Origin of the sequence: Nannocystis exedens, from assembly GCF_002343915.1 — a bacterium.
GTDB classification, from domain to species: domain Bacteria; phylum Myxococcota_A; class Polyangia; order Nannocystales; family Nannocystaceae; genus Nannocystis; species Nannocystis exedens.
Genome location: NZ_NETK01000001.1, coordinates 8,018,457 through 8,044,894 on the forward strand (window position 1 = coordinate 8,018,457; position 26,438 = coordinate 8,044,894).

28 protein-coding genes are annotated in these 26,438 nt (G+C 72.2%); 10 read left to right on the forward strand and 18 right to left on the reverse strand.

Annotated features, from left to right (window positions below; translation table 11 throughout):
* The first annotated feature begins 109 nt into the window (after positions 1–109).
* On the forward strand, positions 110–751 hold the full coding sequence (locus NAEX_RS31565; RefSeq protein WP_096331198.1) for a hypothetical protein: 642 nt from the start codon (positions 110–112) through the stop codon (positions 749–751).
* Between the two features lie 103 nt (positions 752–854).
* Here NAEX_RS31565 and NAEX_RS31570 read toward each other — a convergent pair whose 3' ends face one another.
* The 11 genes from NAEX_RS31570 to NAEX_RS31610 all read right to left on the reverse strand — a co-directional run bounded on the left by NAEX_RS31570 (position 855) and on the right by NAEX_RS31610 (position 11,589).
* On the reverse strand, positions 855–1,163 hold the full coding sequence (locus tag NAEX_RS31570) for a hypothetical protein (RefSeq protein WP_096331199.1): 309 nt from the start codon (positions 1,161–1,163) through the stop codon (positions 855–857).
* Between the two features lie 226 nt (positions 1,164–1,389).
* A complete protein-coding gene (locus NAEX_RS31575; RefSeq protein ID WP_096331200.1) occupies positions 1,390–2,214 on the reverse strand; it encodes an SH3 domain-containing protein in 825 nt (274 codons plus the stop codon).
* 189 nt (positions 2,215–2,403) lie between these two features.
* Positions 2,404–4,224: a BatD family protein gene (locus NAEX_RS31580; RefSeq protein ID WP_170136147.1), complete on the reverse strand. Its 1,821-nt coding sequence runs from the start codon at positions 4,222–4,224 to the stop codon at positions 2,404–2,406.
* Positions 4,225–4,547: 323 nt separating this feature from the next.
* The gene (locus NAEX_RS31585) at positions 4,548–5,342 is read right to left on the reverse strand and encodes a tetratricopeptide repeat protein (RefSeq protein WP_096331202.1); all 795 of its coding nucleotides are present in this window, start codon (positions 5,340–5,342) and stop codon (positions 4,548–4,550) included.
* A 69-nt stretch (positions 5,343–5,411) separates the two neighbouring features.
* Complete coding sequence (locus NAEX_RS53970; RefSeq protein ID WP_275937644.1) at positions 5,412–5,537, reverse strand: hypothetical protein; 126 nt, start codon at positions 5,535–5,537, stop codon at positions 5,412–5,414.
* A 3-nt stretch (positions 5,538–5,540) separates the two neighbouring features.
* Positions 5,541–5,666: a hypothetical protein gene (locus NAEX_RS53975; RefSeq protein ID WP_275937645.1), complete on the reverse strand. Its 126-nt coding sequence runs from the start codon at positions 5,664–5,666 to the stop codon at positions 5,541–5,543.
* 198 nt (positions 5,667–5,864) lie between these two features.
* Positions 5,865–7,031: a vWA domain-containing protein gene (locus NAEX_RS31590; RefSeq protein WP_096331203.1), complete on the reverse strand. Its 1,167-nt coding sequence runs from the start codon at positions 7,029–7,031 to the stop codon at positions 5,865–5,867.
* A 253-nt stretch (positions 7,032–7,284) separates the two neighbouring features.
* Entirely contained in the window at positions 7,285–8,340 is a 1,056-nt protein-coding gene (locus NAEX_RS31595; RefSeq protein ID WP_096331204.1) for a VWA domain-containing protein, read from the reverse strand.
* Positions 8,337–9,599 carry a hypothetical protein gene (locus NAEX_RS31600; RefSeq protein WP_143140516.1) on the reverse strand — a complete coding sequence of 421 codons (1,263 nt, stop codon included), beginning with the start codon at positions 9,597–9,599 and terminating at the stop codon, positions 8,337–8,339. The genes NAEX_RS31595 and NAEX_RS31600 overlap by 4 nt, the downstream gene beginning before the upstream one ends.
* Positions 9,596–10,573, reverse strand: coding sequence for a DUF58 domain-containing protein (locus NAEX_RS31605; protein ID WP_096331206.1), 978 nt, complete (start codon positions 10,571–10,573; stop codon positions 9,596–9,598). Before NAEX_RS31605 ends, NAEX_RS31600 begins: the two co-directional genes overlap by 4 nt.
* Before the next feature lie 8 nt (positions 10,574–10,581).
* Positions 10,582–11,589: an AAA family ATPase gene (locus tag NAEX_RS31610; protein WP_096331207.1), complete on the reverse strand. Its 1,008-nt coding sequence runs from the start codon at positions 11,587–11,589 to the stop codon at positions 10,582–10,584.
* 391 nt (positions 11,590–11,980) lie between these two features.
* On the opposite strand from NAEX_RS31610, the gene NAEX_RS31615 reads away from it, so the two are divergent.
* Together NAEX_RS31615 and NAEX_RS31620 are read left to right on the forward strand one after the other, a co-directional pair.
* On the forward strand, positions 11,981–12,391 hold the full coding sequence (locus tag NAEX_RS31615) for a hypothetical protein (protein WP_096331208.1): 411 nt from the start codon (positions 11,981–11,983) through the stop codon (positions 12,389–12,391).
* 6 nt (positions 12,392–12,397) lie between these two features.
* Positions 12,398–13,462, forward strand: a complete 1,065-nt coding sequence (locus NAEX_RS31620; protein WP_096331209.1) for a S1C family serine protease — start codon at positions 12,398–12,400, stop codon at positions 13,460–13,462.
* Positions 13,463–13,623: 161 nt separating this feature from the next.
* Here the strand turns inward: NAEX_RS31620 and NAEX_RS31625 are convergent, their stop codons facing one another.
* Positions 13,624–14,766, reverse strand: a complete 1,143-nt coding sequence (locus NAEX_RS31625) for a class I SAM-dependent rRNA methyltransferase (protein WP_096331210.1) — start codon at positions 14,764–14,766, stop codon at positions 13,624–13,626.
* A gap of 44 nt (positions 14,767–14,810) precedes the next feature.
* Here NAEX_RS31625 and NAEX_RS31630 point away from each other — a divergent pair, with 44 nt between their 5' ends.
* The 3 genes from NAEX_RS31630 (at position 14,811) to NAEX_RS31640 (ending at position 18,124) form a co-directional block, all read left to right on the forward strand.
* Entirely contained in the window at positions 14,811–15,542 is a 732-nt protein-coding gene (locus tag NAEX_RS31630; protein WP_096331211.1) for a hypothetical protein, read from the forward strand.
* A gap of 18 nt (positions 15,543–15,560) precedes the next feature.
* Entirely contained in the window at positions 15,561–17,183 is a 1,623-nt protein-coding gene (gene gpmI, locus NAEX_RS31635) for a 2,3-bisphosphoglycerate-independent phosphoglycerate mutase (RefSeq protein WP_096331212.1), read from the forward strand.
* A 233-nt stretch (positions 17,184–17,416) separates the two neighbouring features.
* Positions 17,417–18,124, forward strand: a complete 708-nt coding sequence (locus tag NAEX_RS31640; RefSeq protein ID WP_096331213.1) for a hypothetical protein — start codon at positions 17,417–17,419, stop codon at positions 18,122–18,124.
* Here NAEX_RS31640 and NAEX_RS31645 read toward each other — a convergent pair.
* Positions 18,090–19,331 (reverse strand): cytochrome P450, encoded by a 1,242-nt coding sequence (locus tag NAEX_RS31645; RefSeq protein ID WP_096331214.1) that lies wholly within the window; start codon positions 19,329–19,331, stop codon positions 18,090–18,092. The genes NAEX_RS31640 and NAEX_RS31645 overlap by 35 nt on opposite strands.
* A gap of 109 nt (positions 19,332–19,440) precedes the next feature.
* Here NAEX_RS31645 and NAEX_RS31650 point away from each other — a divergent pair, with 109 nt between their 5' ends.
* Positions 19,441–20,055 carry a TetR/AcrR family transcriptional regulator gene (locus NAEX_RS31650; protein WP_245913837.1) on the forward strand — a complete coding sequence of 205 codons (615 nt, stop codon included), beginning with the start codon at positions 19,441–19,443 and terminating at the stop codon, positions 20,053–20,055.
* A gap of 132 nt (positions 20,056–20,187) precedes the next feature.
* Here NAEX_RS31650 and map read toward each other — a convergent pair whose 3' ends face one another.
* Positions 20,188–20,979, reverse strand: a complete 792-nt coding sequence (gene map, locus NAEX_RS31655; protein WP_096331216.1) for a type I methionyl aminopeptidase — start codon at positions 20,977–20,979, stop codon at positions 20,188–20,190.
* A gap of 160 nt (positions 20,980–21,139) precedes the next feature.
* On the opposite strand from map, the gene NAEX_RS31660 reads away from it, so the two are divergent.
* Complete coding sequence (locus NAEX_RS31660) at positions 21,140–22,105, forward strand: ArsA family ATPase (protein ID WP_177325909.1); 966 nt, start codon at positions 21,140–21,142, stop codon at positions 22,103–22,105.
* A 40-nt stretch (positions 22,106–22,145) separates the two neighbouring features.
* Here NAEX_RS31660 and NAEX_RS53980 read toward each other — a convergent pair whose 3' ends face one another.
* Positions 22,146–22,667 (reverse strand): acyl-CoA carboxylase biotin carboxyl carrier protein subunit, encoded by a 522-nt coding sequence (locus NAEX_RS53980; protein WP_143140515.1) that lies wholly within the window; start codon positions 22,665–22,667, stop codon positions 22,146–22,148.
* Between the two features lie 66 nt (positions 22,668–22,733).
* Between NAEX_RS53980 and NAEX_RS31670 the strand changes: the two genes are divergently transcribed.
* Entirely contained in the window at positions 22,734–23,864 is a 1,131-nt protein-coding gene (locus NAEX_RS31670) for an ArsA family ATPase (RefSeq protein WP_096331219.1), read from the forward strand.
* Between the two features lie 222 nt (positions 23,865–24,086).
* Here NAEX_RS31670 and NAEX_RS31675 read toward each other — a convergent pair whose 3' ends face one another.
* The 3 genes from NAEX_RS31675 to NAEX_RS31685 all read right to left on the reverse strand — a co-directional run bounded on the left by NAEX_RS31675 (position 24,087) and on the right by NAEX_RS31685 (position 25,982).
* The gene (locus NAEX_RS31675; protein WP_096331220.1) at positions 24,087–24,974 is read right to left on the reverse strand and encodes a tRNA threonylcarbamoyladenosine dehydratase; all 888 of its coding nucleotides are present in this window, start codon (positions 24,972–24,974) and stop codon (positions 24,087–24,089) included.
* 43 nt (positions 24,975–25,017) lie between these two features.
* On the reverse strand, positions 25,018–25,314 hold the full coding sequence (locus NAEX_RS31680; protein WP_096331221.1) for a hypothetical protein: 297 nt from the start codon (positions 25,312–25,314) through the stop codon (positions 25,018–25,020).
* A 125-nt stretch (positions 25,315–25,439) separates the two neighbouring features.
* Positions 25,440–25,982, reverse strand: a complete 543-nt coding sequence (locus tag NAEX_RS31685; protein ID WP_096331222.1) for a ClpXP protease specificity-enhancing factor SspB — start codon at positions 25,980–25,982, stop codon at positions 25,440–25,442.
* Positions 25,983–26,210: 228 nt separating this feature from the next.
* Between NAEX_RS31685 and NAEX_RS50980 the strand changes: the two genes are divergently transcribed.
* Entirely contained in the window at positions 26,211–26,363 is a 153-nt protein-coding gene (locus NAEX_RS50980; RefSeq protein WP_170136148.1) for a hypothetical protein, read from the forward strand.
* Positions 26,364–26,438: the final 75 nt, after the last annotated feature.

Sequence of the window (26,438 nt, forward strand, 5' to 3'; positions counted from 1 at the left end):
CACGTCGACGACCACCTCGACCGCGCCGACGAGCTCGAGCACGACCTCGCTTACGCAGGAGCAGCCTGAGCCCGCGCCGGCGTGCGGTCCGCCGCCCATAGGGGGCGCGTTGTCCATCACCATCGACGGCGACGTTCCGTTCACGCTCGGCGACGTGCGCTTCGATCGGGCATGCGAGGTGTCCGAGGTCGAGGAGGACGGCGCAGGGGGCTACAGGCTCGGCTTCGCGTGTGCCGACGAGATGGGGCTGCCGGTCGTCCACACGCTGGCGCTGGCGCTGGGTCCACCCGGGCTCGCGCCCGTGGCGGTCGGTGAGGCCGTGCAGCTGCGGCTCCACAACGACAATCCGTTCTACGCCAACACCTTCATCACCCTGCGTGATCCCGAAGGCGCGCTCCTGCTGGCGTTTCTGTCGGCCGAGGCGCTGCCCGACGCGTTCACCGACGAGTACTGGTCGGACTTCTACCCGCCGTCCGACTTCTACGCGCCGCTCGTCCTCACCCGCGCCTGGCCGTGCGAACCGACGTGCGAGCCCGGTCCGAGCGCGTGTCCGTGCCGGGAGCGCGGGGCCGTGGACTTCACGCTGGGCGGCGAGGTCGTCCGCGTGTACGAGGACAATCTCGGTCAGCTCGCAGCGGGTTCTCTCGACCTCCGCGTGCATCTCTCTGGCGCGGTCGACTGGCAGACCTGCCCGATGCCGACGGACACGACGTCGACCTGGACGGCCTTGCTGGTCACGAGGCAGCTGTGAGCCTCAGCGGGGCTGAACATCGCCGCTCCACGGCGGCCGGGGTGTCGGTGTCGGCTCGGAGCGCCGCGCCGGTGCGGCGTGGCGGGCATATCCCGGCCGTGGCTCAGCCGCTGGCGGCGGTGACGGAGTGCCTCGAGGTGTCGAGGAAGGCCAGGCGATACACGGAGTTCTCGGTCTCGACGTACATCAACCGGCGCTCGCGCTCGTCCTCGCGGCCCTCGGTCTCGGCGGTGGTCAAGATCCGGCGGACCGCAGTGGTGACCATGCGACGGCCGTTGGGGTCGCGGAAGATCACCATGCCTCGCCCCACCATCGGCTCGCTGATCAAAAAGCCCTCGTACGGCTTCTTGATGGCGGTTGCGACCGACCCTTCACCGTTGCTGCGAATCTTGGTGGCGAGGACCGCGAGCACGACACGTTTACAGTATCGTGGCAGTGGAAAAACGCTACGCCCATTTTCGACCGGCGCGCGGCGGGCGACACGCGGAGCGCGCGGGCGGCAGCCGTTGCGCGGCTCGCTCCTCGACGGCAGTACTCCAGGGGACCTACCCAGTGCGACAGGAGACCTGCAGGTGTCGCGACGCGGGCGCTCGGACGGCCGTACGTGCCGCGTCGGCGCGAGCGATAGCGCAAGACGATCACGGCGACGGCGGTTCGCTGGCCAGGCGTCGCGGCGGCGCTGCGAGTTCGCCGAGTTCGGACAGCGGGGCCCAACCTTCGAGGCCGCCGGGCAGCCGGACGCGGCCCCAACCGGAGCCGCGCTCGACGAGGCTGAGACGGCTCCCGCCCTGCACCGTGAAGACGGTCTTGCGATGGATGCTCGGGCCTTCGCGGACCTCGAGCTTGGCCGGGAGCGCGATGGCTTGCGGCGCGCCGAGTTCGGTGCGCAGCGCGTAACCATGGAGGCCGCCGATCACCAGGTAGAGCGCCGCAAGGACCGCGGCGAGCCCGGCGAGCGCGCTGCGAGCAGCCTCCCGATAGCGCGACCGGACGACCCACACCAGCAGCGCGAGCCAGCCGGCGCTGACGGACAGCCAGCCGAACGCGGGCGAACGGAGGGCCGACAGCGCCGCGTCGCGCCACGTCTCGGGGCGATCGATCTGCAGGTTGGCGGCGGCGGCGGCGACTTCGGCTCGCTGGCGGACCACGCCGAGGTTGCGTCGCGCGGCCTCGGCGATGTCCACGCTGGCCTCGGCTTGCGGCTGGAGGGCGCGGCGGAGGTGATAGGTGGCCGGGCCGAGCTGGCCGAGCTGGGCGTACGCGGTGCCGAGGTTGAACGACAGCGCCGCGCTGCGACCGGGCAGCAGCGCCTCGGCGTCCTCGTAGGCCCGCACGGCGCCCGCGTAGTCGCCGGCGGCGGCGAGGGCGTTGCCGCGCGCGAAGGCGTCGTCGACCACGTCGGCGCGGGCAGAGGCGGCCGTGAGCGCGAACAGGGCGAAGATCGAGAGCGCGCGGATTCGCATGCGAGTCATGAGTTCGGTCGGGCGAGGCCGGGTCTGGTCGAGCGGTGGGGGCGTGGAGGGGTCCTGGCTTCGGGCGGGCGAGGGGGCCGGGTCAGGAGGACTCAGGCCGGCGGTCCAGCGGGTCCACGCGGGCGAGGGGGTCCCGAGGGGCCGGGTTATGGCCGGTGGGGACGATCGCCGGCCGGGGGATCACGAGGGAGTCCTGGCCGACGAGCCCGGCTTCAGGGCCGTCGGGCTGGCCAGGAGCTCGCGTGCGGTTCGGAGGGCGGCCTCCCGCTCGCTGGCAGATTCGCCGCGGGCGCCGAAGCGGGCGGCGTCGCAGCGGTCGAGCAGGTCGCGCAGGCGGTCGCAGTCGGCGGAGGAGACGCCCTTGCGCGCGAGCAGGGCCAGCAGGGTGTGGCGGGGCAAGCCCTCGCCTTCGGGGCCGGCGCGTTCGACCGCGGCGGCCTGCAGCAACTGGGCGAGGGCGGGGTAGAAGCCCTCGCCGGACGCGAGGCCGCGTTCGGCCTGGGCCAGCAACTCGCGCTGTTTGGCGGCCCGGGCTGCAGCGACGCGGCTGGACTCGTCGGGGCCGAAGCGGCGCCACAGCGCGGTCGCGGCTGTCCCGAGAGCCAGGAGCACCGGCGCCCCGGCCATGCCCCAGCCCCAGCGCGAGGGGGTCAGCCACGAGGGCGAGGGCGTCGCGCGAGGGAGCGTGGCCGGCTCGACGATCGGGGCCAGGATGCCCTCTTCTTCGGCGGCGGTCGGCGGGGGTGGAGCGTCGGTCGTCGGCGTCGGCGCGGCGTTGGGGTCGCCGGCGACGGTGAGCTCGATCGGGGCGCTGGTGGCCGTCTGGTAGCTCGCAGTGGCGGGGTCGAAGTAGTGGAAGGTGTGCGGGGGGACGGTCAGCTGGCCGCCGCGCTCGGGGATGACGAGGAACGCGTAACGGCGCTCGCCGCCGAGCTGGGCGCCGGTCGTCACGTCGGTCTCGATCTTGGGCTCGTAGCGGCGCAGGCCGGGCATCTCGGGCCACGACCCGGGATCAATGACGCGGATGTTGCCGGTGCCCTGGATGGCGATGGTGAGCGTGAACGGCTCGCCGACCTTGATGTTGGTGCGGTCGGCCTGGGCGCGGATGGAGTAGACGCCGACGTTGTTGGGCGAGAAGCCGGCCGGGGCGCCGGCGGGCAACGGCTTGACCTCGACGGTGACGGGGCGGCCGGTGATCCGGCGGCGCATGCCGATGCCGACTTCGGCGGGCGAGAGGGTGAGGGTGCCGGCGCGCTGGGGGAACAGGGCGCGGCGGAGGCCGGGGTGGACGCGGTAGGCGGTGTTGCCGACGACCGCCTGGCGCATCTGACCCTGGGGCAGCTCCTCGCTCCAGAAGTCCTGGAAGCCCGGGAGCTGACGCAGCTGGATCTGCAGGAACGGCAGGCGCTCGTAGATCTCGAGGGTGTAGGTGAGCTGTTCGCCGACGAAGACCGTCGGCTTGTCGAGGCGGGTCCACAGGAAGATGTCGCCCTGCGGCTCGGTCGGGCCGTCGGCGGCCGCGGGGATCGGCTCGGTCGGCGCGGCCTGCCCGGTGACCTCGACCGCGGGGATCCGCGGAGGCGTCACCTTCGTCTTGCCCTCCATGATGTGGACCGGCAGCTCGAAGCGGCCGGGCTTGCTGGCGACGAGGGTGTAGACGCTGGTCAGCGTGGTCCGGGTGGTCATGGTCGACCCGCGGCCGGTGCCGAAGCTGAACGAGCTGCTGGTGCTGCGGTAGGTGGCCGGCATGCCCACGACCTGCAGGCCGAGAGCGGCCAGGTCGGGCAACACCGGCTCCGGGACTTCAGAGCCGCGTTCTCCCTCGCTGTCGACCTGGACGGTGAGCTCGAACGCCTCGCCGACTTCGACCCGGTCGCGATCGATCTCCGCGACGACGCGCGACTTGGTGTCTGCATGAGCTGTCCTCGGGGACAGGCAGAGGCCGAGGCCGGCGGCGCCGGCGAGCTGCAGGAGACGGCGGCGAGGCAGGGCGCGACGCATGTCTGGCCCGAAGGACAGATGGCTCGCGGCTGGCTCCGGGGACGGTCCGCCCGAGTCGTAGGTTCGGACCGGTGCGCAGGGCAGGAAGGAGGCCGTGGCTGGCTTTGGGGACAGGCGAGCGAAAGACCCCGCAGAAGGCATCGCGGACGCGAGCGCAGGGCAGGAAGACGCTGGCCGTGAGGCAGGGGGAGCGAGCGGTGTGGAAGATGACTCCGGGGACAGATGCGCGGGAGAGCCGCGCCGGGGGGCCGTGAGCGGCTCGTCGGCAGATTCTGGCCGCGGGGACAGCCGATCGGGGCGAGCGGGTCGGTGGGGTGCCACGGTCACCAGTCCTTCTCGACCCGGATCTGTCGCGCCGGACGATCGAGCTGGAAGTTGTCTTCCGCGTCGAGCTGTTCGAGCGCCTTGTCGAGGTCGGCCTTGTCGAGCTGGGGCTGGGGCTGCGGCTGTTCGCCCTTGTCTTGCTTCTGCTCGTCCTGCTTCTGCTCGTCCTGCTTCTGCTCGTCTTGCTTCTGCTCGTCCTGCTTCTGCTCGTCCTGCTTCTGCTCGTCCTGCTTCTGCTCGTCCTGCTTCTGCTCGTCCTGCTTCTGCTCGTCCTGCTTCTGTTCGTCCTGCTTCTGTTCGTCCTTGTTCTCCTGGTCCTTCTTCTCTTCCTCTTGTTTTTTCTTCTCCTCTTCCTCTTTCTGCTTCTTTTTCAGCAGGGCGAGCTCGAGGTTCCACTTGGCGTTGGCGTGATCGGGCTTGGCCTTCAGGCACTTGATGTAGTGCTCGATGGCGGGGTCGAAGGCCTCGGCGTCGAGGTCGAGGTTGCCGAGCTCGTATTCCGAGCTGGCGTGGACGTCGGGGTGGGTGGACTCGGTGCCGCGCTCGAACGCCTTGCGAGCCTCGTCCTTGTCGCCCTTGGCGATCAGCGCCAGGCCCCGGTTGTAGAAGATCTCGGGGCGCTCACCGAGTTCAGCCTCGGCGGCGGCGTAGGCCGCCAGGGCAGCCTCGTGATCGCCGCTGTTATAGGCGGCGATGCCGGCCTCGACGTCGCTGTTCTTGCCGGCGAGCGCCTCGGCGAGCCAACCGGCAGCGAGCACGGCGGCGAGCAGCTTGCTGGTCGATACGAGCGGCACGGGTCAGCGTCCTTTCTCGCGCGGCGGGGCGGCGGGGAGCTGCTTACGGGTCGATGCGAGCGGCACGGGTCAGCGTCCTTTCTCGCGCGGCGGGGCGGCGGGGAGCTGCTTGCGGGTCGATGCGAGCGGCCCAAAATCAGCGTCCTGTTCGCGCGGCGGCATGACGAGCAGCTTGCGGGTCGATACGAGCGGCACGGGTCAGCGTCCTTTCTCGCGCGGCGGGGCGGCGGGGAGCTGCTTGCGGGTCGATGCGAGCGGCCCAAAATCAGCGTCCTGTTCGCGCAGCGGCATGACGAGCAGCTTGCGGGTCGATACGAGCGGCACGGGTCAGCGTCCTTTCTCGCGCGGCGGGGCGGCGGGGAGCTGCTTGCGGGTCGATGGGAGCGACCCAAGGTCAGCGTCCTGTTCGCGCGGCGGCATGACGAGCAGCTTGCGGGTCGATACGAGCGGCACGGGTCAGCGTCCTTTCTCGCGCGGCGGGGCGGCGGGCGGCGACTGGTGGAAGGACGGGTGTGGCATCGATCAGGGCCCTTTCTTGCGCTCGGGCAGCGCGAGCGAGAGCGCGAGGAGGAGCAGGGCGGGGATGATGAGGAAGGCGTAGCCCTCCTCGCGGTGGGCGGTGACGGTGTCTTCGCGCTGGCCCTTGGAGAGGTCGCGGATCCACTCGGCCACCTTGTCGAGGCCGAACTTGTCGGGCTCGACGAGGACGTAGTCGCCGCCCGTGGTCTTGGCGATGTCCTTGAGGGTGGCCTCGTCGACGCGGGTCATGAGGTAGTTGCCCTGCTCGTCGGTGACGAAGCCGTCGGGGTTGCCCTCGGCGTCGAACTTCTGGATCGGCTCGCCGGACTTCGAGCCGATGCCGACGGCGTAGATCCGCACGCCCAGCTTGGCGGCCTCGGCGGCGACCTCGAGCGGGCGCGAGACGGTGTCCTCGCCGTCGGTCAGCAGGATGACGATCTGGTCGGACTCCGAGGGCGGGATGTCCTCCGCCTTGCCGTCCTTGGTCGGGAACGACTTGGTGGGCCCGCCTTCGAGGCCGGCCGCGGCGGCGCGGCGGGCGTCGATGAGGAAGGTGAGCGCCAGCTTGAGCGCCTTGCCGATCGCGGTGCCGCCCGGGTTCTCGGTGCGCGGGTCGGCCTTGTCGAGGTAGAGCTTGAGGACGCGGGCGTCGCGGCTGACCGGCAGGCCGCGCGCGGCCCCGGCGAACACGACCAGGCCGACGCGGTCGCCGCGGCGGTCGGCCTCGTCGAGGAAGCGCTGCAGCTCGGCCGCGAGCCGCTCGCTGCGCGACGGGTAGACGTCGCGGGCGAGCATCGACTTGCTGTAGTCGACGGCGAGCACGATGTCGAGGCCGGTCGCCGGGACGATGGTGGTCTCGCCGCCGTACTGCACGCGCAGCAGGCCGGCGCAGAGGAGCAGGACCGAGAGCACGGAGACGACGGCGGCGACGACCCGGCTGGCGTGGTTGACGCTGCCGACCAGGCGCTCGACGAGCACGGGGCTGCCGAGGCTGGCGAGGCCGCGTCGACGCTGGCGCGCCGCCCAGACGTAAGCGGCGGCCGCCAGCGGCACGAGGACGAGCAGCCACAGCAGGTCCTCGCGGGCGATGACGACCTCTTCGAAGAGGGTCAGGACGTCCTTCGTCTCGGCGTCCTGGGCGAGGTCGCGGACGACTTCGGCGGGGCTCATGCGCACCTCCGCGGGGACGAGGCGAGGGCGGCGCGGCGCGCGAGAGGATGTTTAAAGGGGCATGTCCGAACAGACATGGTCGAACGGGCATGTCGACGACCGGTTGCCGAGCGCATGAGGCGTCGTGTGGCGGCGGCGAGCGCCGCCACGGGCGAGCGCGTCAGCGACCGCCCTGCGGGCGCGGCGGCGGCAGGGGATGGCCGAACAGACATGGTCGATCGGGCATGTCCGTGAGGACAAGCGGCGCCGGGGCTCATGGGAACCTCCGCAGGCGGGTCGAGCGGAGCACGATGTCGAGCATGAGGAGCAGCAGGGCCGGCCATAAGACCAGGTGGAACAGCTGGGCGCGGATGTGTTCGCCGAGGATCGTCGAGCGGTCGAGCTTGTTGAGCAGGTCCTGGAAGGTGGTGACGAGGGCCTGCTGGTCGACGGCGGTGTAGGCGTAGCCGCCGGTGGTGCTGGCGATCCGCTCGAGCCGGCCGGGGTCGATGGAGGCGGCCTGGCGACCGATCAGGATGGTGTAGACGTGGACGCCGCGGTCGGCGGCCTCGCGCGCCATCGAGTCGGGGTCGACGCCCTCGGCGTTGTGGACGCCGTCGGTGAGGAGGACGACGACCTTGCTGTCGGCGTCGGACTCCTTGAGGCGATTCAGCGCCTGGCCGAGGCCGGCGCCGATCGCCGTCTTGCTGCCGTCGATGCTGCCGAGCTGGAGGCGGCGCACGAGCTGGCGCAGCACGCCGTGGTCGACCGTCAGCGGCGAGACGGTGGTGGCGGTGGCGCCGAAGGCGACCATGCCGACGCGGTCGTGGCGGCGGCGGGCGATGAAGCTGTCGATGACGTCCTTGGCCGCCTCGAGCCGGTTCGGGTAGAGGTCGTCGGCCTCCATCGAGTCGGACAGGTCGAGCGCGACGACGATGTCGATGCCCTTGTGCTCGACGCGGTCGGTGGTGCGGCTCGACTCGGGGCGCGCCAGCGCGAGCGCCAGCAGGATCGCGGCGGCCAGGCGGAGGCCGTCGGGCAGGTGAGCCAGGCGCGCGGCCAGGCCGGGGCCGAGGCGGCGGGCCGAGGTCGCGCGCGAGAACTTGAGGGTGGCCGGGCGCGGCGAGACGACGCCGCGGATCACCACCGCCAGCAGCGGGACCAACGCCGCCAGCAGCCACCACGGGGAGGCGATGACGACGTGGCGCAGGTCGGCCCCGAGGTAGGCGACAAGGCCCAGCAGCGACAGGGCGACGGCGAGCCCGGCGAAGCCGAGGATCGGCAGGAGGTTGTGCAGCACGGCGACGAGCCGCTTGGCGGAGGCGCTCACGCGTCCTCCTCCTTGTACTTGGGCACCGGCTCGGTCGGGATGTCGGACTCCGGCACCGGCTTGGGAGCTGCTGGCGAGGACATGTCCTTCACAGCCTGTTCTTTGGGCCCTGTCTCGGCGGGCCTGTCTTTCGAGGCATGGTCTTTGGGACCGGTCGTGGCGACCGGGGTGGTCGCCACGACCATGCCGCGGGCCTGCTCGACCGCGGCGGCGGCCTCGCTCGGCGGCGGGGCGAAGCGGGCGAACTTGACGAGGTCGCACTGCTGCAGGAAGCGGATCACCTCGGTCGGCTTGAGCGGGGCGATCGCGGCCTCGGAGCGGAGCAGGGCGGCCCGCAGCTCGTCGGTGGTGCGCTCGAGCGCGTCGATGCCGAAGCGGCCCTCGAGGTAGCCCTTGAGGATCTCGGTCAGCATGAGGTAGTGCAGCTGGAACTCGCCGCGGCCGGCGTAGTCGGCCTCCTTGAGGCGATCGAGCGCGCGTAGGGCCACGCGGTCGGCCGGCTCGGGCGGCGGCAAAACGACCGGGCGCGGCCGCCGACGCCAGCGCAGCCACAGCAGCGCCGACACGAAGCCGGCCACCAGCGCGCCGGCCGTGAAGTAGATCGCGGTCTCGGCGGTGTTGTTGGGGTAAGAGAGCGAGATCGGCGGATCCTCGCCCTGGCGCTTGGGCTCGGCCTCGTTGGCCAGCAGCGCGGTGACGGTGAAGCTGTGCGAGGGGACCTGGGCGGTCTGCACCGCGCCGTCGGGGGCGACGTAGGTGATCGGGAAGCTCGGGGTCCTGGCCTCGCCGATGTTGAAGTGCTGGATCGTGAAGGTGAAGACCTTGCGCAGGCCCTGGCCGGTGCTCTCGGGCTCGCTCTCCTCGACCGACACGAGGTGCAGCGGGTCGAGCTTGAGCCCGAGCGGGACGTTGACCGCGTAGCCGGTCGGGTAGGCGACGGTGACCTCGAGCTTGAGCAGGTCGCCGATCTGCGACGGGTCGGGGGTGACCCGCGCGCTGATCGCCACCGGGCTGTCGGTGGCTGGCGCAGAGGATATGTCCTCGGAGGCAGGTTCGTCGACGGGGGCGGCGGCCGGGGCGACGCCCGGCGCGGGCGGCGTCGCGGGCGCCGGCGGCGGCGCGGGGACGGGGGCGGACGGGTCCGCAGGGGCGCGCGTGGGCGCGGGCGCGGACGGGTCCGCGGGGGCGCGCGTGGGCTCGGGCGCGGCGGCCGGGGCGAGCAGGGCGGCGAGCAGTAGACCGTGTACGAGGGACGTCACCGGCGCATCCTCCGGGCCCGGCGGGCGAAGAAGTTGACGAGCGGCTGCTGCCAGTTGTCGCCGCAGCGGATCGACATGCTGTCGAGGCTGAGCTTGCGCAGCAGCTGGTCGAGGCGGGCCCGCTCGCCCTCGACCCGCTGGCGGTAGTTCTTGGCCCGCCCCGGGCTGAGGTCGAGGAAGCTGTCGCCGCCGAGGCCGAGCAGCTCGAGGTCCTCGAGGGCGACGAGGCCGAGCGCCGGCAGCTCGAGCTCGAGCGGGTCCTCGACGCGGATCGGGATCAGGTCGTGGCGCCGGCGCACCATCTTGAGCGCGTGCTCGAAGGCGCGGGCGGCGTCGGGCGAATCGTCGGGGACGACGTCGACGAAGTCGCTGATCAGGATGGCGACGGTGTGGCGCTGGCCGAGCCGCGCGAGGTACTCGAGGCCGCTGGCGACGCGGGTGGCCCGGCTCTGCGGGACGTGCGTCAGCACCTGCTGCACGACCGCGAGCACGTGCTTGCGACCGCTGCGCGGCGGGACGAACACCTCGACGGTGTCGGTGAAGCCGATCAGGCCGACCCGGTCGTTGTTGCGGATCGCCGAGAAGGCGAAGGTGGCGGCCAGGCGGGCCACGAGCTGGCGCTTGTCGTAGTCGCGCGAGCCGAGGTCGAGGCTGCCCGACATGTCGACGACGAGCATGACGGTGAGCTCGCGCTCCTCGGTGAACAGCTTGACGTGCGGCTCGCCGGTGCGCGCGGTGACGTTCCAGTCGATCGCGCGCACGTCGTCGCCGGGGGTGTAGGCGCGGACCTCGGAGAAGGCGACGCCCTGGCCCTTGAACACCGACTGGTAGGAGCCGGCGAGGTGCTGGTTGACGAGCCGCGAGGTCTGGATCTCGATGCGACGGATCTCGCGCAGGAGCTGGGTGGTGCGCTCCTTCGCGGCCTCGGCGTCGCTCCGACTCGGCGGCGACTTATCGGCGGACGGGCGGACCATGGCGGCGCTTACGGGACCTGCACGTGCTCGAGGATCGCCCGCACGACCTCCTCGACGGTCTTGCCCTCGGCCTCGGCCTCGTACGAGAGGATGATGCGGTGGCGCAGGATGTCGGGGGCGACGGCCTTGATGTCCTCGGGGCTGACGTAGCCGCGGTGGCGCATGAACGCGTGCGCCCGCGCGGCCTGGAACAGGGCGATGGTGGCGCGCGGCGAGGCGCCGAAGTCGATGAACGGGGCCAGCTTCTCGAGGCCGACGGCCCCGGGGGTGCGCGTGGCCGCGACGACGTCGACGATGTACTTCTGGACAGGTTGCTCGACGATCATGCGGTCCATGGTCTGCTGGACCTTGGCGATGTCGTCGGGGCCGATGACCGGCTGGACCTCGATCTTGGCGGCGGTCGGCGCCCCGCCGATCCGCTGCATGATCTGCAGCTCCTGCTCGGCGGTCGGGTAGCCGACCTTGATCTTGAACATGAAGCGGTCGAGCTGGGCCTCGGGCAGGGTGTAGGTGCCCTCCTGCTCGATCGGGTTCTGGGTCGCCAGCACCAGGAACGGCTTCGGCAGCGGGTAGCTGGTGTCGCCGATCGTCACCTGGCGCTCGGCCATCGCCTCGAGCAGCGCGCTCTGGACCTTGGCGGGGGCGCGGTTGATCTCGTCGGCCAGCAGCAGGTTGGTGAAGACCGGGCCCTTGCGGTTGGTGAAGCTGCCGGTCTGGTGGTTGTAGATGACGGTGCCGAGGACGTCGGAGGGCAGCAGGTCGGGCGTGAACTGGACCCGCTTGAACTCCATGTGCAGGCAGCGCGCGAGGGTGCTGACGGTCAGCGTCTTGGCCAGACCGGGGGCGCCCTCGAGCAGCACGTGCCCGTGGCACAGGAGGCCCATGAAGACGCGCTCGATCATCTCGTCCTGGCCGACGATGACCTTGTGGACCTCGGTCATGAGGCGCTCGACGAAGGCGCTCTCGCGCTCGACGAGGTCGTTGATCACGCGGATGTCGTAGGCTCCTACACTCATGGCTGTCGCTTGATGGGTACGCGGTGGCGGGGAGGCAAGGGGGTTCGCGGCGGGCGGCGCGATCCGTGGTGCGCCGGATCTATACGCCCGGCCGCCTACCAGGCAAAGTGGCGGGTTATTTCCCGGTCTGCGGGCCCTGAGGACGCCCTGCGTGTGCACCGGACCTGGAGCGGGCCGCGTAATTTCGGGTGCCGAGCGGTCCCTCGCGGACGCCGCAGGGGCGCGCGGAGGCTCCGGGCTTGGACCGCGAGGACGTGAGGTCGGAGTCACGCGCGCGCCGGGTTTCGCCGAAAAAGTCCGCGAGCGGCCGGCGAACGGGCCGGCGACCGCGCACCGGCGCGCCCGCGCCGGTTTGACGGACGGCGGCCGGTGTTCTAAAAGGGCCGCCGCAATGGTTGCCCCGCGCCAGCTCGAACGGCTCTTCGACCTCCGCACCGTCCGCCGCAACATCCGCGGTGGGCTCATCACCAAGGAACGCTACGAGGAGTGGCTGAAGACCCTCCCGGACGCGGCCGACAACGTCGCCACGGTGAGCTTCGAGGACGAGGAGCGCGAGGCCCGTCGCGCCGCTTCGCCGCGCTTCCCCGTGATTTCTCCCACGCGTCCGCTGGTCAGCGCGCCGTTCGACGAGGACGACGACTACGACGACGAGGACGAGGACGTCGACGGCGACGAGGCCGGCAGCGAGGCCGACGAGGCCGACGAGGCGCCGGGCCAGGCCGCGAGCGAGCCGACGAGCGAGCCCCCCGCCGAGCCCGAGGCCCCGGCGGGCGACGCCGGCGACGCGAGCGACGAGGGCTGACCGCCCGTGCGCGCGCGAGTGGTCGTCGGGCTGGCCGCGCTCGTCGCGTGCCGACCGCTCGACGACGAGGCGTCGCCGTCGCCTGTCCCTTCGGACAGCCCGAAGGCCGAGCCGACGCCGGCCGCGCCGCCGGTGCGACCGCCGCGGTCGCACGCGCTGCCCGACTTCGCGGCGGTGACCGAACAGATCGCGCCCTCGGTGGTCAGCGTGATCTGCACGCTGCCGCAGGCGACCGGTCGCTCGAAGCGCGGGATCGGCAGCGGCACGGTCGTGCGCGCCGACGGGCTGGTGGTGACGAACGCCCACGTGGTGCCGATCACCGCCAGCACGATCGACGTCGAGTACGCGAATCAGGAGCGGGTGCGGGCGCAGGTGATCCACCGCGAGCCGCTGCTCGACCTGGCGGTGATCGCCCCCGACCCGCCGCGCGTCGACCAGGCGCCGGTGGTGTTCCGCGAGCGACCGGTGCGCCCCGGCGAGTGGGTGCTGGCCGTCGGCCACCCGTTCGGCCTCGGCGACACCGTGACCGTCGGCGTGGTCTCCGGCCTGGGGCGCGACTGGGTCGACGTCGGCAAGCCGGAAGATCTGCCGCAGGACGGCTTCTTCAGCTTCGTGCAGACCGACGCGTCGATCAACACCGGCAGCTCGGGCGGGCCGATCGTCGACCTGCGCGGCGAGGTGCTGGGGATCGCCACCGCCGTCCGCGGCGAGGGCACGGGCATCGGCTTCGCCGTGCCGGCGCCGATGGTCCGCCGCTACCTCGAAGAGGTGCTGACCTACGGCCGCTTCCGTCGCGTCCGCCTCGGCCTGCGCGCGGCCGACGACGACGAGTTCCCCGGCCGCATGGCCACGGTCAAGGTGACCCGCGTCGAGCCGGCGGGCCCGGGCGCCAAGGCCGGCCTGCAGGTCGACGACTTCATCCTGGCGGTCGCGGGCCGCCCGGTCAGCCGGGTGTCCGAGGTCGCCTACCTGACGCAGCTCATCGGCGTCGACGGGCCGATCGAGCTGCAAGTCCAGCGCGCCGGCGAGCCGCTGCGCTCGGTCACGCTGACGCCGGTCGAGGGGTTGTGACGGTTGGGACATGCCCGAGCGGGCATGTTCCGCGAGATAGGTGATCCGAGGCTCCGGCGGCCGCGACGTCTGCGTCGTCGGCCTCGACGGAGCATGTCTCGCAAAACATGCTGTATCGAGCATGAGCTGGAGAGCATGTCCGATCGGGCATGCTCTCCCGGTCAGACGGCGCGGCGCTGGTAGACGTTGACCCGCAGGTACTCGCCCTCGGCGTGGCCGGGCCAGACCGGGTGGTCGGGGCCGGGGCCGAGGGCGTGGACGCGGGCGAGGTCGCGGGCGCCGGCGGCGAGGAGGGCGGCGTCGAGGTCGGGGCGGCTGACGTGGTGCGAGCAGCTGCAGGCCAGCAGGAAGCCGCCGGGCTGCAGGCGCGGGAGCAGGCGGCCGAGGCTGCGGGCCATCGCCGCGACGGCGCGCTCGCGGCCCTGCGAGCCGGTGGCGATCCGCGGCGGGTCGAACACGATCACCCCGAACGGGCCGGCCAGGGCCGGGTGGTCGAGGGCGCCGAACATGTCGGCCTGGACGAAGGATGTCCGTGAGGTCAGGTCGTTGCGGTCGGCGTTGCGCCGGGCGAACTCGAGGGCGCGCGCGCTCTGGTCGAGGCCGACGGCGGTCACGCCCGCGGCGGCGGCGTGGACGACGAAGCCGCCGACGTGGCAGCCGAGGTCGAGCAGCGGGCCGGCGGCGCGGACGGCGAGCTGGGCGGCCAGGCGGCGGTTGTCGCGCTGGTCGAGGTAGGCGCCGGTCTTCTGCGCCGGCGGGGCCGGGCAGCTGAACCAAAGGCCATGCTCCTGGAACTCGAGGATCGCGGCGGGATCTTCGGGCGCGGCCTCGTCGGCGATCACGAACACGCGGCCGGGGGTGCGCGGGCCGAGGAGCTCCAGGACCGCCGCGCGGCGGGCGGCGATCGCAGGGGTGCCGAGCTGGACCACGCGGTCATCGCCGTAACGGTCGACGACCAGGCCGGGCAGGCCGTCGCCCTCGCTGTTGACCTCGCGGTAGGCGGTGGTGCCGGGGTCGGCGGCAAGGCCGAGCTCGGCGCGGGCGGCGAGGGCGGCGGTGAGCCGGCGCTCGAACCAGCCCTCCGCGGGCGGGGCGGCGCCCCAGTGAACGACGCGCAGCGGGATGTCGGCGTCGGGCGCGAGGAGGCCCCAGCCGAGCACGACGTCGCGGTGGTCGACGAGCTGCGCGAGGCTCGCGGGGTCCGGGGGTCCCCAGATCTTGGCGACCTGGCGCTGACGGATCCACGGCCCGGACTCGGGGCCGATCCGGCCGGCGTCTCGCCGGAGTGCGACGCGGGTGGTCATGCGCGGGGATTATGCGCGAAAAAGATTTGCTATGGTGCCCCCGCATGCTCCCCCTGGCGGCGCTCCTGGCCACGTGCCTCGCCTACGGCGCGTCGGGTCTGCCCGCCCCGCGCGGCAACACGGTGCTCGACATCGCCGAGAAGAAGCGGGTGTTCGGCGTGTCGATCATCGGCCGCATGGGCATCCTGATCGGCGCTGGCGACGTGCTGTTCGACCGCCGGCCGCCGCTCGGGTTCGGCTTCGGCATCGCCCTGCGCTACCACGCGCTGCGCCTCGGGCCGATGCGGTTCGGCTTCGAGTTCCAGGGCGGGCACACGCGCTTCCCCGACCGCAACCGCTTCACGGTGCCGGCCGACCCGACCACGCCGATCGACCCGAACACGGGCGCGCCGATCGCCCAGCAGGTGACTCGGGTCTCGTCGCTGTCTCACACCGACCTGACTCTCGGGCCATCTTTTCAGCTGCCCGCGCGGGTGCTGGTGATCGAGTTCGGGGCCGGCGCAGGGCTGATGATCTCCAACTGGCGCCGCATGCGGTCGGCCAACCCGTGGGAGGACGAGCAGACCGTCGGCTACGACCCGCTGATCCGCGCCGGCGCCAGCATCGGCGTGCCGATCCGCAACAACCACGGGCTCGCGCTGGGGGTCGACTTCCAGAAGGCGTTCTCGCGCACGAAGGTGGTAGTCGACCCGGCCGCGCCGGTCGGCGCGCCGCCCGACAGCGTGGTGTTCGACATGCTCCTCAATGTGACGCTGGCCTATCAGGCATGGTTTTGAGGACAGGAGGATAGGGACATGTTGACGAGGCTCTTGCCGCACCCGATCCGCCGCCCGCCCGAGGGGCCGGTGGTGTGCGTGGTGCTCGACGGGGTGGGGATCGGTCGCGGCGACTTCGGCGACGCGGTGGCCCAGGCGCGCACGCCGACGCTCGACCGCCTGCGCGGGCTGCCGTCGTTCACCAGCCTCCTGGCCCACGGGACAGCCGTGGGCATGCCGAGCGACGCCGACATGGGCAACAGCGAGGTCGGCCACAACGCGCTCGGGGCCGGCAGGATCGTCGACCAGGGGGCCAAGCTGGTCAGCGGGGCGATCGCGTCGGGGGCGATCTTCGGGCCCGCGTGGCGCCGCTGCGTCGACACGGTCAAGGCCTCGGGCGAGCCGCTGCACTTCATCGGGCTTTTGTCCGACGGCAACGTCCACAGCCACATCGACCACTTGATCGCGATGCTCGAGCAGGCGGCGCTCGAGGGCGTGAAGCGGGCCCGCGTCCACGCGCTGCTCGACGGCCGCGACGTGCCGGCCCGCTCGGCGCTGCCGTTCATCGACCGGCTCGAGGTGATGCTCGCCCGCCTGTCGCAGGACGGCCGCGACTACCGGATCGCCAGCGGCGGCGGGCGCATGGTCGTGACCATGGACCGCTACGAGGCCGACTGGAAGATCGTCGAGCGCGGCTGGGACGCCCACGTGCGCGGGCTCGGGCGCCGGTTCGCGACCGCCCGCGAGGCGGTCGAGACGCTGTACAAAGAGACAGGTCTCGACGACCAGAACCTGCCGGCGTTCGTGATCGCCGACGCGTTCGGGCCGGTCGGCCCGATCCGCGACGGGGCGGCGGTGATCCTGTTCAACTTCCGTGGCGACCGGGCGCTCGAGCTGACGCGCGCGTTCGAGGAGGAGCAGTTCGACAAGTTCCCCCGCGGGCCGAAGCCGCGGGTCGAGTTCGCCGGGATGACGCAGTACGACGGCGACCTCAAGCTGCCGACGCACTTCCTGGTCGCGCCGCCGGCGATCAGCGGGACGATGGGCGAGCTGCTGGCCGACGCCGGGGTGACGCAGCTGGCGATCAGCGAGACGCACAAGTTCGGCCACGTGACCTACTTCTGGAACGGCAACCGCTCGGAGCCGTTCGACCCGGCGCGCGAGAAGTACGTCGAGGTGCCGTCCGACGGGCCGCCGCTCGAGCACCGGCCGTGGATGCGCGCGGCCGAGATCACCGACCGCCTGATCGCCGAGCTCGACGCCTACAAGCCGAAGTTCGTGCGGGTCAACTACGCCAACGGCGACATGATCGGCCACACCGGCGACCTCGCGGCGACGATCCTCGCGGTCGAGGCGGTCGACCTGTGCCTCGGCCGCGTCATCGAGGCGGTGCGCGTGCGCAAGGGCATCACGGTGGTGACCGCCGACCACGGCAACGCCGACCAGATGTTCGACCTCCGCCCGGACGGCGCGCTGCAGGTGCGCACCAGCCACTCGCTCAACCGGGTCCCGCTGGCGATCGTCGACCCGCGGGCGCCCGGCGGCGGCCCGGGGCTGGCGCCGCCGCCGTCGGCGGGGCTGTCGAACGTGGCGTCGACGTGCCTGGAGCTGCTCGGCTTCTCGCCCCCGGAGAGCTACCGGGCGTCGCTGCTGGCCCGGTGAGCGCGCTCGCGCTTGCGGGCGCGGGCGGGGCAAAAAGGCGGGGCAGAAGGCGGGCCGACGCATGCGGACGGTGCACGCATCGCGTCGGGCTCGCGACGTGGGCGGCCCGCGGCGCGGCGTCTCGCGGGCAGCGAGGGTCGAGGCGCAGGCGTCGGCGCCGGCAGCGAACCGGCGGATGCTTGCCGCCCGCGGCGCACTTCGGTACTGTGCGCGCGACCGGTCTCCAAACAGCCATGATGTCCCTCTCTCGCAGCTTCCCCAAGAACGTGTCCCTTGCTCTCGCGCTGGCCGTCGCGGCCGGCTCGTTCACGGCGTCCGGCTGCGGCGGCAGCAGCTCGCGGCGCAAGGGGAAGCAGTCCGAGGCCCGGAAGTGGATCGACAACCCGACCAGCGGCAAGAAAGAGGGCAACATCATCAAGATCCCGCAGATCGGCCTCGAGTTCGAGATCCCCGACACCCTGTACGTGTTCAAGAACTGCGAGGAGACCGGCCACTCGAAGGGTGAGCTCGAGAGCAACCCGGAGTGGGTGACCGTGGTGTCCTGCTCGTCCGGCGGCGCCGTGTCGAGCTCCGACGAGGACCTCGGCGCCAGCGCGCCGTCCGACAGCGAGGCGATCGCGCTGACCTTCTACCTGGCGCCCAAGGACCGCCCCGTCGACGAGCGCGCGGTCGCGTTCTACCGCAACGAGTACCAGCAGGCCGGCCTCAGCATCGAAGACCTGTCGTTCAACGACGACTACTTCGACAAGACCGGCATCTTCGCCAAGTTGCAGGTGACCGACGAGAGCGGCAACGCGACCCGCGAGATCCAGCAGTTCATGTTCCCGTACGGCGACGTGCTCTACATCGCCCGCACCGAGTACCCGTACGGCGACACGCGGGCGATCCAGCAGGACTGGAAGTCGATCATGCCGTACTTCCGCGTGTCGCTGCAGCGCTGAGCGGGCCGCCCCGACGCAGCGGGAGCCGCCTCAGCCCGCGCAGGTTGAAGCTCGGCGTCCACTCGAGAGGCCCGGGCTCGCGCGCGAACTCGGGGACGCGCGCGAGCAGCTCCTCGAAGGCGATCCGGCCCTCGAGCCGCGACAGCGGCGCGCCGACGCAAAAGTGGATGCCGTAGCCGAACGACAGGTGGGCCGGCTGGCGCTCGAGGTCGAAGCGCTCCGGCTCGGGGAAGTGCGTCGGGTCGTGGTTGGCCGAGTCGACGAGGACGCCGAGGACGCTGTCCCTGGGCACGTCGACGCCGCCGAGCGTGACGTCCCGCCTGGTCGTGCGCACGAGCATGACGACCGGTGAGCGCCAGCGCAGCACCTCCTCGAGGAAGGCGGGGATCCGCGTCGGGTCGGCGCGCAGGCGCGGCAGCAGATCGGGGTGCTCGAGCAGCGCGACCGTGCCGTTGCCGATCAGGTTGGTGGTGGTCTCGTTACCGGCGACCATCAGCAGCACCGCCATCGTCAGCACCTCCTCGGGGGTCAGCGCGTCGCGCTCGGCCTCGGCGCGCACGAGGTCGCTCAGCAGATCGTCGCCGGGCCGGCGCCGGCGCTGCTCGATCATCGCGTGGAAGAACGCGACGAACTCCCGCCGGCTGGCGACGATCCGATCGATCTCGGCGTCGTCGAGGTGACCGTCGAGCCGCGAACCGAGGATCAGGTCGTCGGACCAGCGCTTGAACTCGGCCCGCCGCGCCGGGTCGACGCCGAGCAGCTCGGAGATCACGATCACCGGCAGGGGGATCGCGAGGTCGTCCATGAGGTCGAAGCGGTCCTTGCGGGCGATGGCGTCGACGAGCTCGCGCGCGAGCTCGCGGACCCTCGCCTCGAGGCGGGCGATCGCCCGCGGGGTGAAGGCGACGTTGACGAGCCGCCGCAGGCGGGTGTGATCGGGCGGATCGAGGGCGACCAGCGAGCTGCTGGCCAGCATCTCCATGCTCTCGGTGAGCCGGGGGTCGCGCAGCTTGTCGAGCGCCTTGGTGCGCGAGGAAGAGAAGACGTCCGGCGCCTTGAGGACCTGGTGGACGTCGTCGTAGCGCGTCACCAGCCACATGCCGATCTGCGGCACTTGCAGCACCGGCGCCTGCTCGCGCAGGCGGGCGTAGATCGGGTACGGGTCGGCGAACATCGCGGGGGTGAGGAGGTCGGTCGTGTCGAGCATGGGCGGTACCGCAACAATTTGTTGCGATGGTAGGGTGACACGGCGCGAGGGGATGGCAACAAAAAGTTGCGATGACTCGCAGGAGGCGGTGTTACGCTGGGGGGTGCGCGTGGTCCAGGCGAAACGGAGGGGCAAATCGGAGCCGCTGGTGCGCGGCGAGGCGGTCGTGCGCGGGGTGCTCGCGGCGACGCTGCGCGAGGTCGCCCGGGCCGGCTACCACGGGCTGCGCATCGAGGATGTCGCGGCGCTGGCCGGGGTCAACAAGACGACGGTGTACCGGCGCTGGCCGACCAAGCAGGAGCTGGTCCGCGACGCGCTGCTGTCGATCGCCAGCGACACGTTCACGGTCGCCGGCAGCGGCTCGCTGCGCGAGGACATGCTGGCGATCGCCCGCCGGATCGCCACGCTCGGGGCGCAGGCCGAGTACCAGGGGCTGTTCCGCCTGTTCGTGGTCGAGGGCGACGATCCGGAGCTGGCGGCGATCGTCCGCTCGCTGCGCGCGAGCTTCGAGGCGGTCCCGCGCGCGATCCTCGAGGCGGCGGAGAAGCGCGGCGAGATCGCGCCGGGCGTCGATCCGCGGCTGCTGTTCGACGTGATGGGCGCGGCGCTCAACCGGCGGCTGTTCCTCGACCGCGTGCCGGCCGACGAGGCGTGGCTGCAGCGGCTCATCGACCTGCTGCTGCACGGGGCGCTGGCCCGCGGGCGGACGCGCGCGGCCGGCTGAGCGGCGCGAGGAGACATGTCCTCGGGGGCAGGACCCGAGGGGCATGCCCGATCGGGCATGTCCCGAGAGACGTGCACTCGAGGTGCGCTTTCGAGCGGGGAGCCTGGCCCAAAGGCCATGTCCCCCGGGACATCAGCTCGCGCGGGCCCAGGACGGCCGCCAGGAGGCGTCGCGCAGGGTGAGGACCTCGAAGCCGTGCTCGGTGACGAGGATGGTGTGCTCGACCTGGGCGCTCCACTTGCCGTCCTTGGTGACGGCGGTCCAGCCGTCGGCGAGGATGTCGCAGTGGGGGGTGCCGAGGTTGATCATCGGCTCGATGGTGAAGGTCATGCCCGGCTTCATGCGCAGGCCGTTGCCGCGCTTGCCGACGTGCGAGACCTGCGGCGGCATGTGGAACTCGCGGCCGATGCCGTGGCCGCAGAAGGCCTCGACGACGCCGTAGCCGTGGCGGCCGTGGGCGAACTCGTAGATCGCCGCGCCGATGTCGCCGATCCGCTTGGTCGGGCCGACCTCGGCGATGCCGAGCCACAGCGACTCGCGGGTGACGTCGACGAGCTGCTGGGCCTCGGGGGTGGTGCTGCCGCCGACGATGAACATGTCGGAGCAGTCCCCGAAGTAGCCGTCGAGGGTGGTGGTGATGTCGATGTTGAGGATGTCGCCGGCGTTGAGGACGCGGTCGCCGGGGATCCCGTGGCAGATGACCTCGTTGATCGAGGTGCAGATCGAGCGCGGGAAGCCCTTGTAATTGAGGGGCGAGGGATAGGCGCCGTGGCCGACGATGTACTCGTGGCAGATCTTGTCGAGCTCACCGGTGGTGACGCCGGGGACGACGTGCGGGGCGATGTGGTCGAGCACCGAGGCCGCCAGCCGGCACGTGGCCCGCATCTTCTCGATGTCGCGCTTGCTCTTGATCTCGACTGCCACGTCCGTAAATCTCCCGGCCGATCGTGCGCGGAGAATGGTCGCCAGCGGCGGGGAGGTCAAGGCGCGGCCGGAGACCTCCCCAGGAGGGCAGGCGCACGTGAGGGTTTGGCGCCTTGTGGTAGCGAGCGGCCCGGGTCTGTGCCAAGGTTCGCCCCGCCCCATGGCTGTCTCCAGCGCCCCCGCCTCCGGGTTCGGAGCCGTCCTCGATGCCCTCGCCCAGCGCCAGCTGCTGGTCGTCAGCGGCAAGGGCGGCGTCGGCAGAACGACGGTCGCCGCGCTGCTCGGCCTGTCCCTGGCCCGGCGCGGCCGGCGGGTCCTGGTGGCGACGGTCGGCCTCGACGACCGCCTGGCCTGGATGCTCGGTCAACGCACGCTGGCCGAGACGCCGTCGGTCGCAGGCCCCGGCCTCTACATCCAGCGCGTGGTCCCGACGGTGAGCGTCCGCGAGTACGGGGCGATGGTGCTGCGCAGCGAGCGGATCGCCGGCGCGGTCTTCGACAGCGCGCCCATCCGCCGGCTCGTGCGCGCCGTGCCCGGCCTCGACGACTTCGCGGTGCTCGGCAAGATCTGGCACGAGGCGGTGCGCGCGCGCAGCTTCGACGTGGTGGTGTTCGACGGGCCGGCGACGGGCCACCTCCGCTACACGCTGGGGATCCCGCAAGCGATCCTCAAGACGGTGCGCATCGGCCCGCTGCCCCGCGAGGCCCAGGCGATGCAAGCGAGCCTCGAAGACCCGATGGTGACGCAGGCGGTGCTGGTCGGCCTGCCCGACCGCTGGCCGCTGACCGAGCTGGGCGAGATGGCGGCGTCGCTGCGCAGCGAGTCGCGCGTGCACATCGGCGGGATCTTCGTCAACGGCACCTGGCCCGAGCTGCCGGCGTTCCAGGCCGGCCCGGCGGAGCTCGACCCCGACGGCCAGGTCGCCCGCATGCTGGCCGCCACCAACGTGGTCGCGCAACAGGCGGCCCGCCAGCGCGGTCACGTGGAGGCCTGGCTGGCCGGCGAGCAGGCCGCGGGTCGCCGCGTGCCGCCGGTCGTCTCGCTGCCGTGGCGCTTCCAGGGCTTCGCCGGCCTGGCCGACGCCGACGACGTGCTGGCGACGCTCGAGCCGCGGAGGGCGGCGTGAATCAGATGGTCAAACGGACAGGTCCTTCAGGACATGACCTTCAGGACGGGTCGAGCTCGACCAGGGCCTGGCCGGCGTCGACGGCGACGCCCTCGCCGACGTGCACGGCCTTGACGACGCCGGCGGTGGTGGCGAGCAGCTCGTTCTCCATCTTCATGGCCTCGACGATGACGAGCGGGGTGCCGCGCTCGACGCTCTGGCCGGCGCTGACGAGCACGCGGACGACCCGGCCGGGCATCGGCGCCTTGACGAGCCCGCCGCCGGCGCCGCCGGTGCGGCCGGCCGCGAGGGCGGCGTCGCGGGCGGCGGCCTGGGCGGTGCGGACGTCGAGGGCGACGGCGACACCGCCGATGGCCGCGGATGTCGGCAGGCCCTGGCCGTCGAGGTTGACGATCCGCTGGGCGGTCTCGCCCTGCACGCGCACGTGGCTGCGCCCGCCGGCGATCGCGGTGACCTCGTGGGCGACGCCGTCGACGATGACGACGGGCGGATCGGAGGCGGTGACCCTGGCGACGAGCTCGCGCTCGCCGACTCGCACGACAAACTCTCTGCTCGCGCTCACGGTGGGCGAGACTACGGCATTTCTTTCGGGCTCGTCCACGGCCCGGACCGGGACGGTGGACCGGCGATGACCGCACCCAGACCAGGAGGGGACCCGCTGTCCGCGGGGCCGTCGCGCCGCGTGCTGCTGTGCGTCGGCCCGGGCGGGGTCGGCAAGACGACCTGCGCCGCGGCGCTGGCGCTCGGCGCGGCTCGCCAGGGCAAGCGCGTGCTGGTGGTGACGATCGACCCGTCGCGCCGGCTGGCGCAGGCGCTCGGACAGGACCGCGCCCGCGCGGGCGAGGAGCTGCCGGTGACGCTGCCCGAGGGCGGCCAGGGCAGCCTGCACGCGCTGCTCCTGGCCCCGGACGTGGTGTTCGACCGCATCGTCCGCGCCTACGCGGAGACGCCGGCGGCGGCCCGCCAGATCACGCAGAACCCGATCTACCGCGCGATCGCCGAGAACCTCGGCGGGGCGCTCGAGTACGCGGCGATGGCCCAGCTGCAGATCCTGCACGCGGAGCGCCGCTACGACCTGATCGTGCTCGACACGCCGCCGACCGCCAACGCGATCGACTTCCTCAGCGCGCCCGAGCGGATCCACGAGGTCGTGACCAACCCGGCGACGCGCATCATCACCGGCGGCGGCAAGCTCGGCGCGCGCCTGTTAGGGGTGGGCAACGGGGTCGTGCTGAAGGCCCTCGGGGCGATCGGCGGCGGCGAATTCCTGGCGGAATTGGGGGCGTTCCTGCGCGACTTTTCGGGGGTGCTGTCCGCGTTCCAGCAGCGCGCCGGCGACTTCTCGACGTTGCTCACGTCGCCCGAGACCGGGGTGGTGCTGGCGACGTCCGCGTCGCCGCTCAGCGTGCGCGAGGCGCTCGACTTCCTCCGCGTGCTCCACGACCGCGGGCTGCGGGTCGACAGCGTGGTGCTCAACCGCGTGCTGCCGCCGTTCCCGCCGCCGCCGCCGGTCGAGGCGGTCCGCGCGACGCTGGCCGAACAGGTGGAGCCAGCTGTCCTCGAGGACATGTTGCAGCGGGTGCTCGGCGTCTACGCGGGGCTGCGCGTCCAGGGCGACCAGTCGGTCGCGGCCGGGCAAGCGCTGACCCGCGCCTACCCGCGCCTGCCGCTGTGGCTGCTGCCGCTGCGCGACCCGGCGCCGACCTCGGTCGCCGACCTGGCCGAGCTGGTGGCCCAGTTCGTCCGCTGGGGCAGCTGAGGCGCGGCGCGCCGGTCAGGGGGCGCTCGAGTCGCGACGGGCTGAAGGCCGGTCGCGCGGGAGCGGCCGCGGCGAGTCGGGGGCGCGAGGCTGCGGGCTCGCGGGCCGATGTCGGCATGGTCTCGCGGGCATGCTCCGAGAGGCATGCGCACGAGAGCATGTTCTCCCGAACATGCCCCCTTGAACATGCTGAATCGAGCCCGCCCGAGACCCCACACACGATCAGACCGGCTGGCCGAGCAGGGTGCGGACGGCCGCGCTGGCGCAGGCGAGGCCGAAGGCGCCGGTGACGAAGCTGGCGGTGCCGTAGATGACGTTGCGGTGCATGCAGCCGTGGAGGTCGTTCTCGCCCTGCGGGCACACGCAGCGGAAGCCCTCGCCGTTGTCGTAGTCGAGCTCGAGCGGGTCGCGGGCGGGCTCGGGCGAGTAGACGGCGGGGATCCCCCACGACTCCTTGTCGCGGTGGGGGAACTCGTGGTGCTTGCGCAGCAGCTTGCGCGTGGCGGCCAGGAAGGGATCGTTCTCGACGGCGTTGAGGTCGGCGATCCGGATCTGCGTCGGATCCATCCGGCCCGACGCGCCGCCCGAGACGACCAGCGGGATCTGCCGCTTGCGACAGGTGGCGATCAGGTGCGTCTTGGCGGCCAGGTTGTCGATCGCGTCGACGACCAGGTCGGGCGCGCCGGCCAACAAATCGTCGCTGGCGGCGGCGTTGTAGAACTCCTGGCGCGGCACGACCTCGCAGCGCGGGTTGATGAGGCGCAGGCGCTCGGCCATGACCGCGGCCTTGGGCTTGCCGGTGGTGCCGCGCACGGCGTGCAGCTGGCGGTTGGCGTTGGTCACGCAGATCAGGTCGAAGTCGACGATCGTGAGCTTGCCGACGCCGCTGCGGGCCAGCGACTCGGCGGCCCAGCTGCCGACGCCGCCGAGCCCGACGACGACGACGTGGCTGGCGAACAGCTTCTGCATGCCGGTGTCGCCGACCAGCCGACCCATACGGTCGAAGCGGCGGTGGAGCTTGTAGGTGCTGGTCTCGTCGTCGGCGACGGCCGGCGCGGCGGCCTTCCGCGAGGGGAACAGGCCGGCGCTCGGGATGAACTGCGTGGTCATGGCGAGGCCGGAGTATAGAGGTCCGGCCCGGCGGGTCGAGAGCTCAGCCGCACCGCTCGGCGTCAGCCAACGTACGCGCCGCCATCACGCACTTGGCGTGCCGCGCGTAGACGAGCTTGCCGCGCAGCTGGAGCAGCGCCTCGGCCTGTTTGCGACAGCCGAGGCGGTACTGGTCGAGCAGGCGCTCGACGGCCTCGCCGTGCTCGCCGCCGGCCTCGGCGCGCAGGATGTCGGCCTTGCGCTGACACACTTCGTGCGGCGGGGGAGCGCGGACGAAGGCGATCCACAGCGCCGCGAGCAACGCGAGGAAGATGGTGACGAAGGTGGCCGCGAGCTTCATGGCCGGACTCCGCTGGGGCGAAGGGTGAGCGCCGGGTCAGGCCGCCGTGCGCCGGCCGGCCGGCTGTGCGGCGATCGTCGCGGGTCGGCGATCGCGGTGACGAACGATCGTGGCACGTCGGCCGATCAACCGCCGCCGTCGATGACGCGGAAGGCCGCGCGCCGCTTCTTGGCCTGATCGTCGCTCGGGCTGGGCGCAACGGCGGGCGGTGCGGCTTCGGCCACGGCCGGCTCCGCGGCGGCGGGCTCGGCCTCGACGCGCCGCAGCTCGGGCTTGGCCTCGGCCGGCGGCTCGACCTTGGTGATCGCGTTGTCGAAGGCCGGCGCCGGCTGCTGCCCGGCGGCCTGGCGCTTGACCGACTCCGGGACGTGGCGGTCGAGGACGATGCCGCGGCCGGTCGAGCGGTCGGTGACGATGTAGATCGACTCCCAGGGGAACGAGCAGCGGGTCACGTGCCCGCCGAACGAGAGATCGGCCGCGAGGCCGGTCTCGCCGAACACCAGGTCGAGCGGATAGCTGGCGTCGAGGTCGATGATGAGCCGCTCCCGCCACTGCTGGCGGATGAAGTCCGGCACCGTCACGGAGGCGTGGGTCGCGTCGACGTGGAGGCGAGGGCAGCGACCGGCCGCGTACAGCGACTCGATGACACTCTGGACCGGGTGGACCATGGCCCGCCTAAGCTAGCGGAAGTCGACCGGACTGGCGAGGGTCGCGGCCTTTTCCGCGCGGCGCCGGGGCCTCCGCAGAGGCCCGTAGCCGGCGTCGTCCGTCGCAGCGCCTCGCAAGTCCGCTCGCCGCGCAGCCCTGCCATCCTCACGTCCACTCGCCCGCGCAGCCGCCCGCGAGGCCCGATTTGCGCGCGCCCCGGACCGGCGTGCTAAGCTCCACCCCGTCCGATGCAGATCCACGGCCCCGGTTATTGCTCCTGCCACGCGCCCGCGCCCACGCCGGGCGCAGCGCCGTCGACCGGGTTCTTCGTGCTGATCCTGTCGCTGTCCCTGGTGCTCGTCGGCCTCGTGGTCCAGGGCGTCATCCCGCTGACGTGGTGAGCCGCGAAGACGCGTGCGGCCCACGGCGCCGCGAGCGGCGCGAGGCCGGCGAGGTGGCGCTCACGCGAGGGTCCG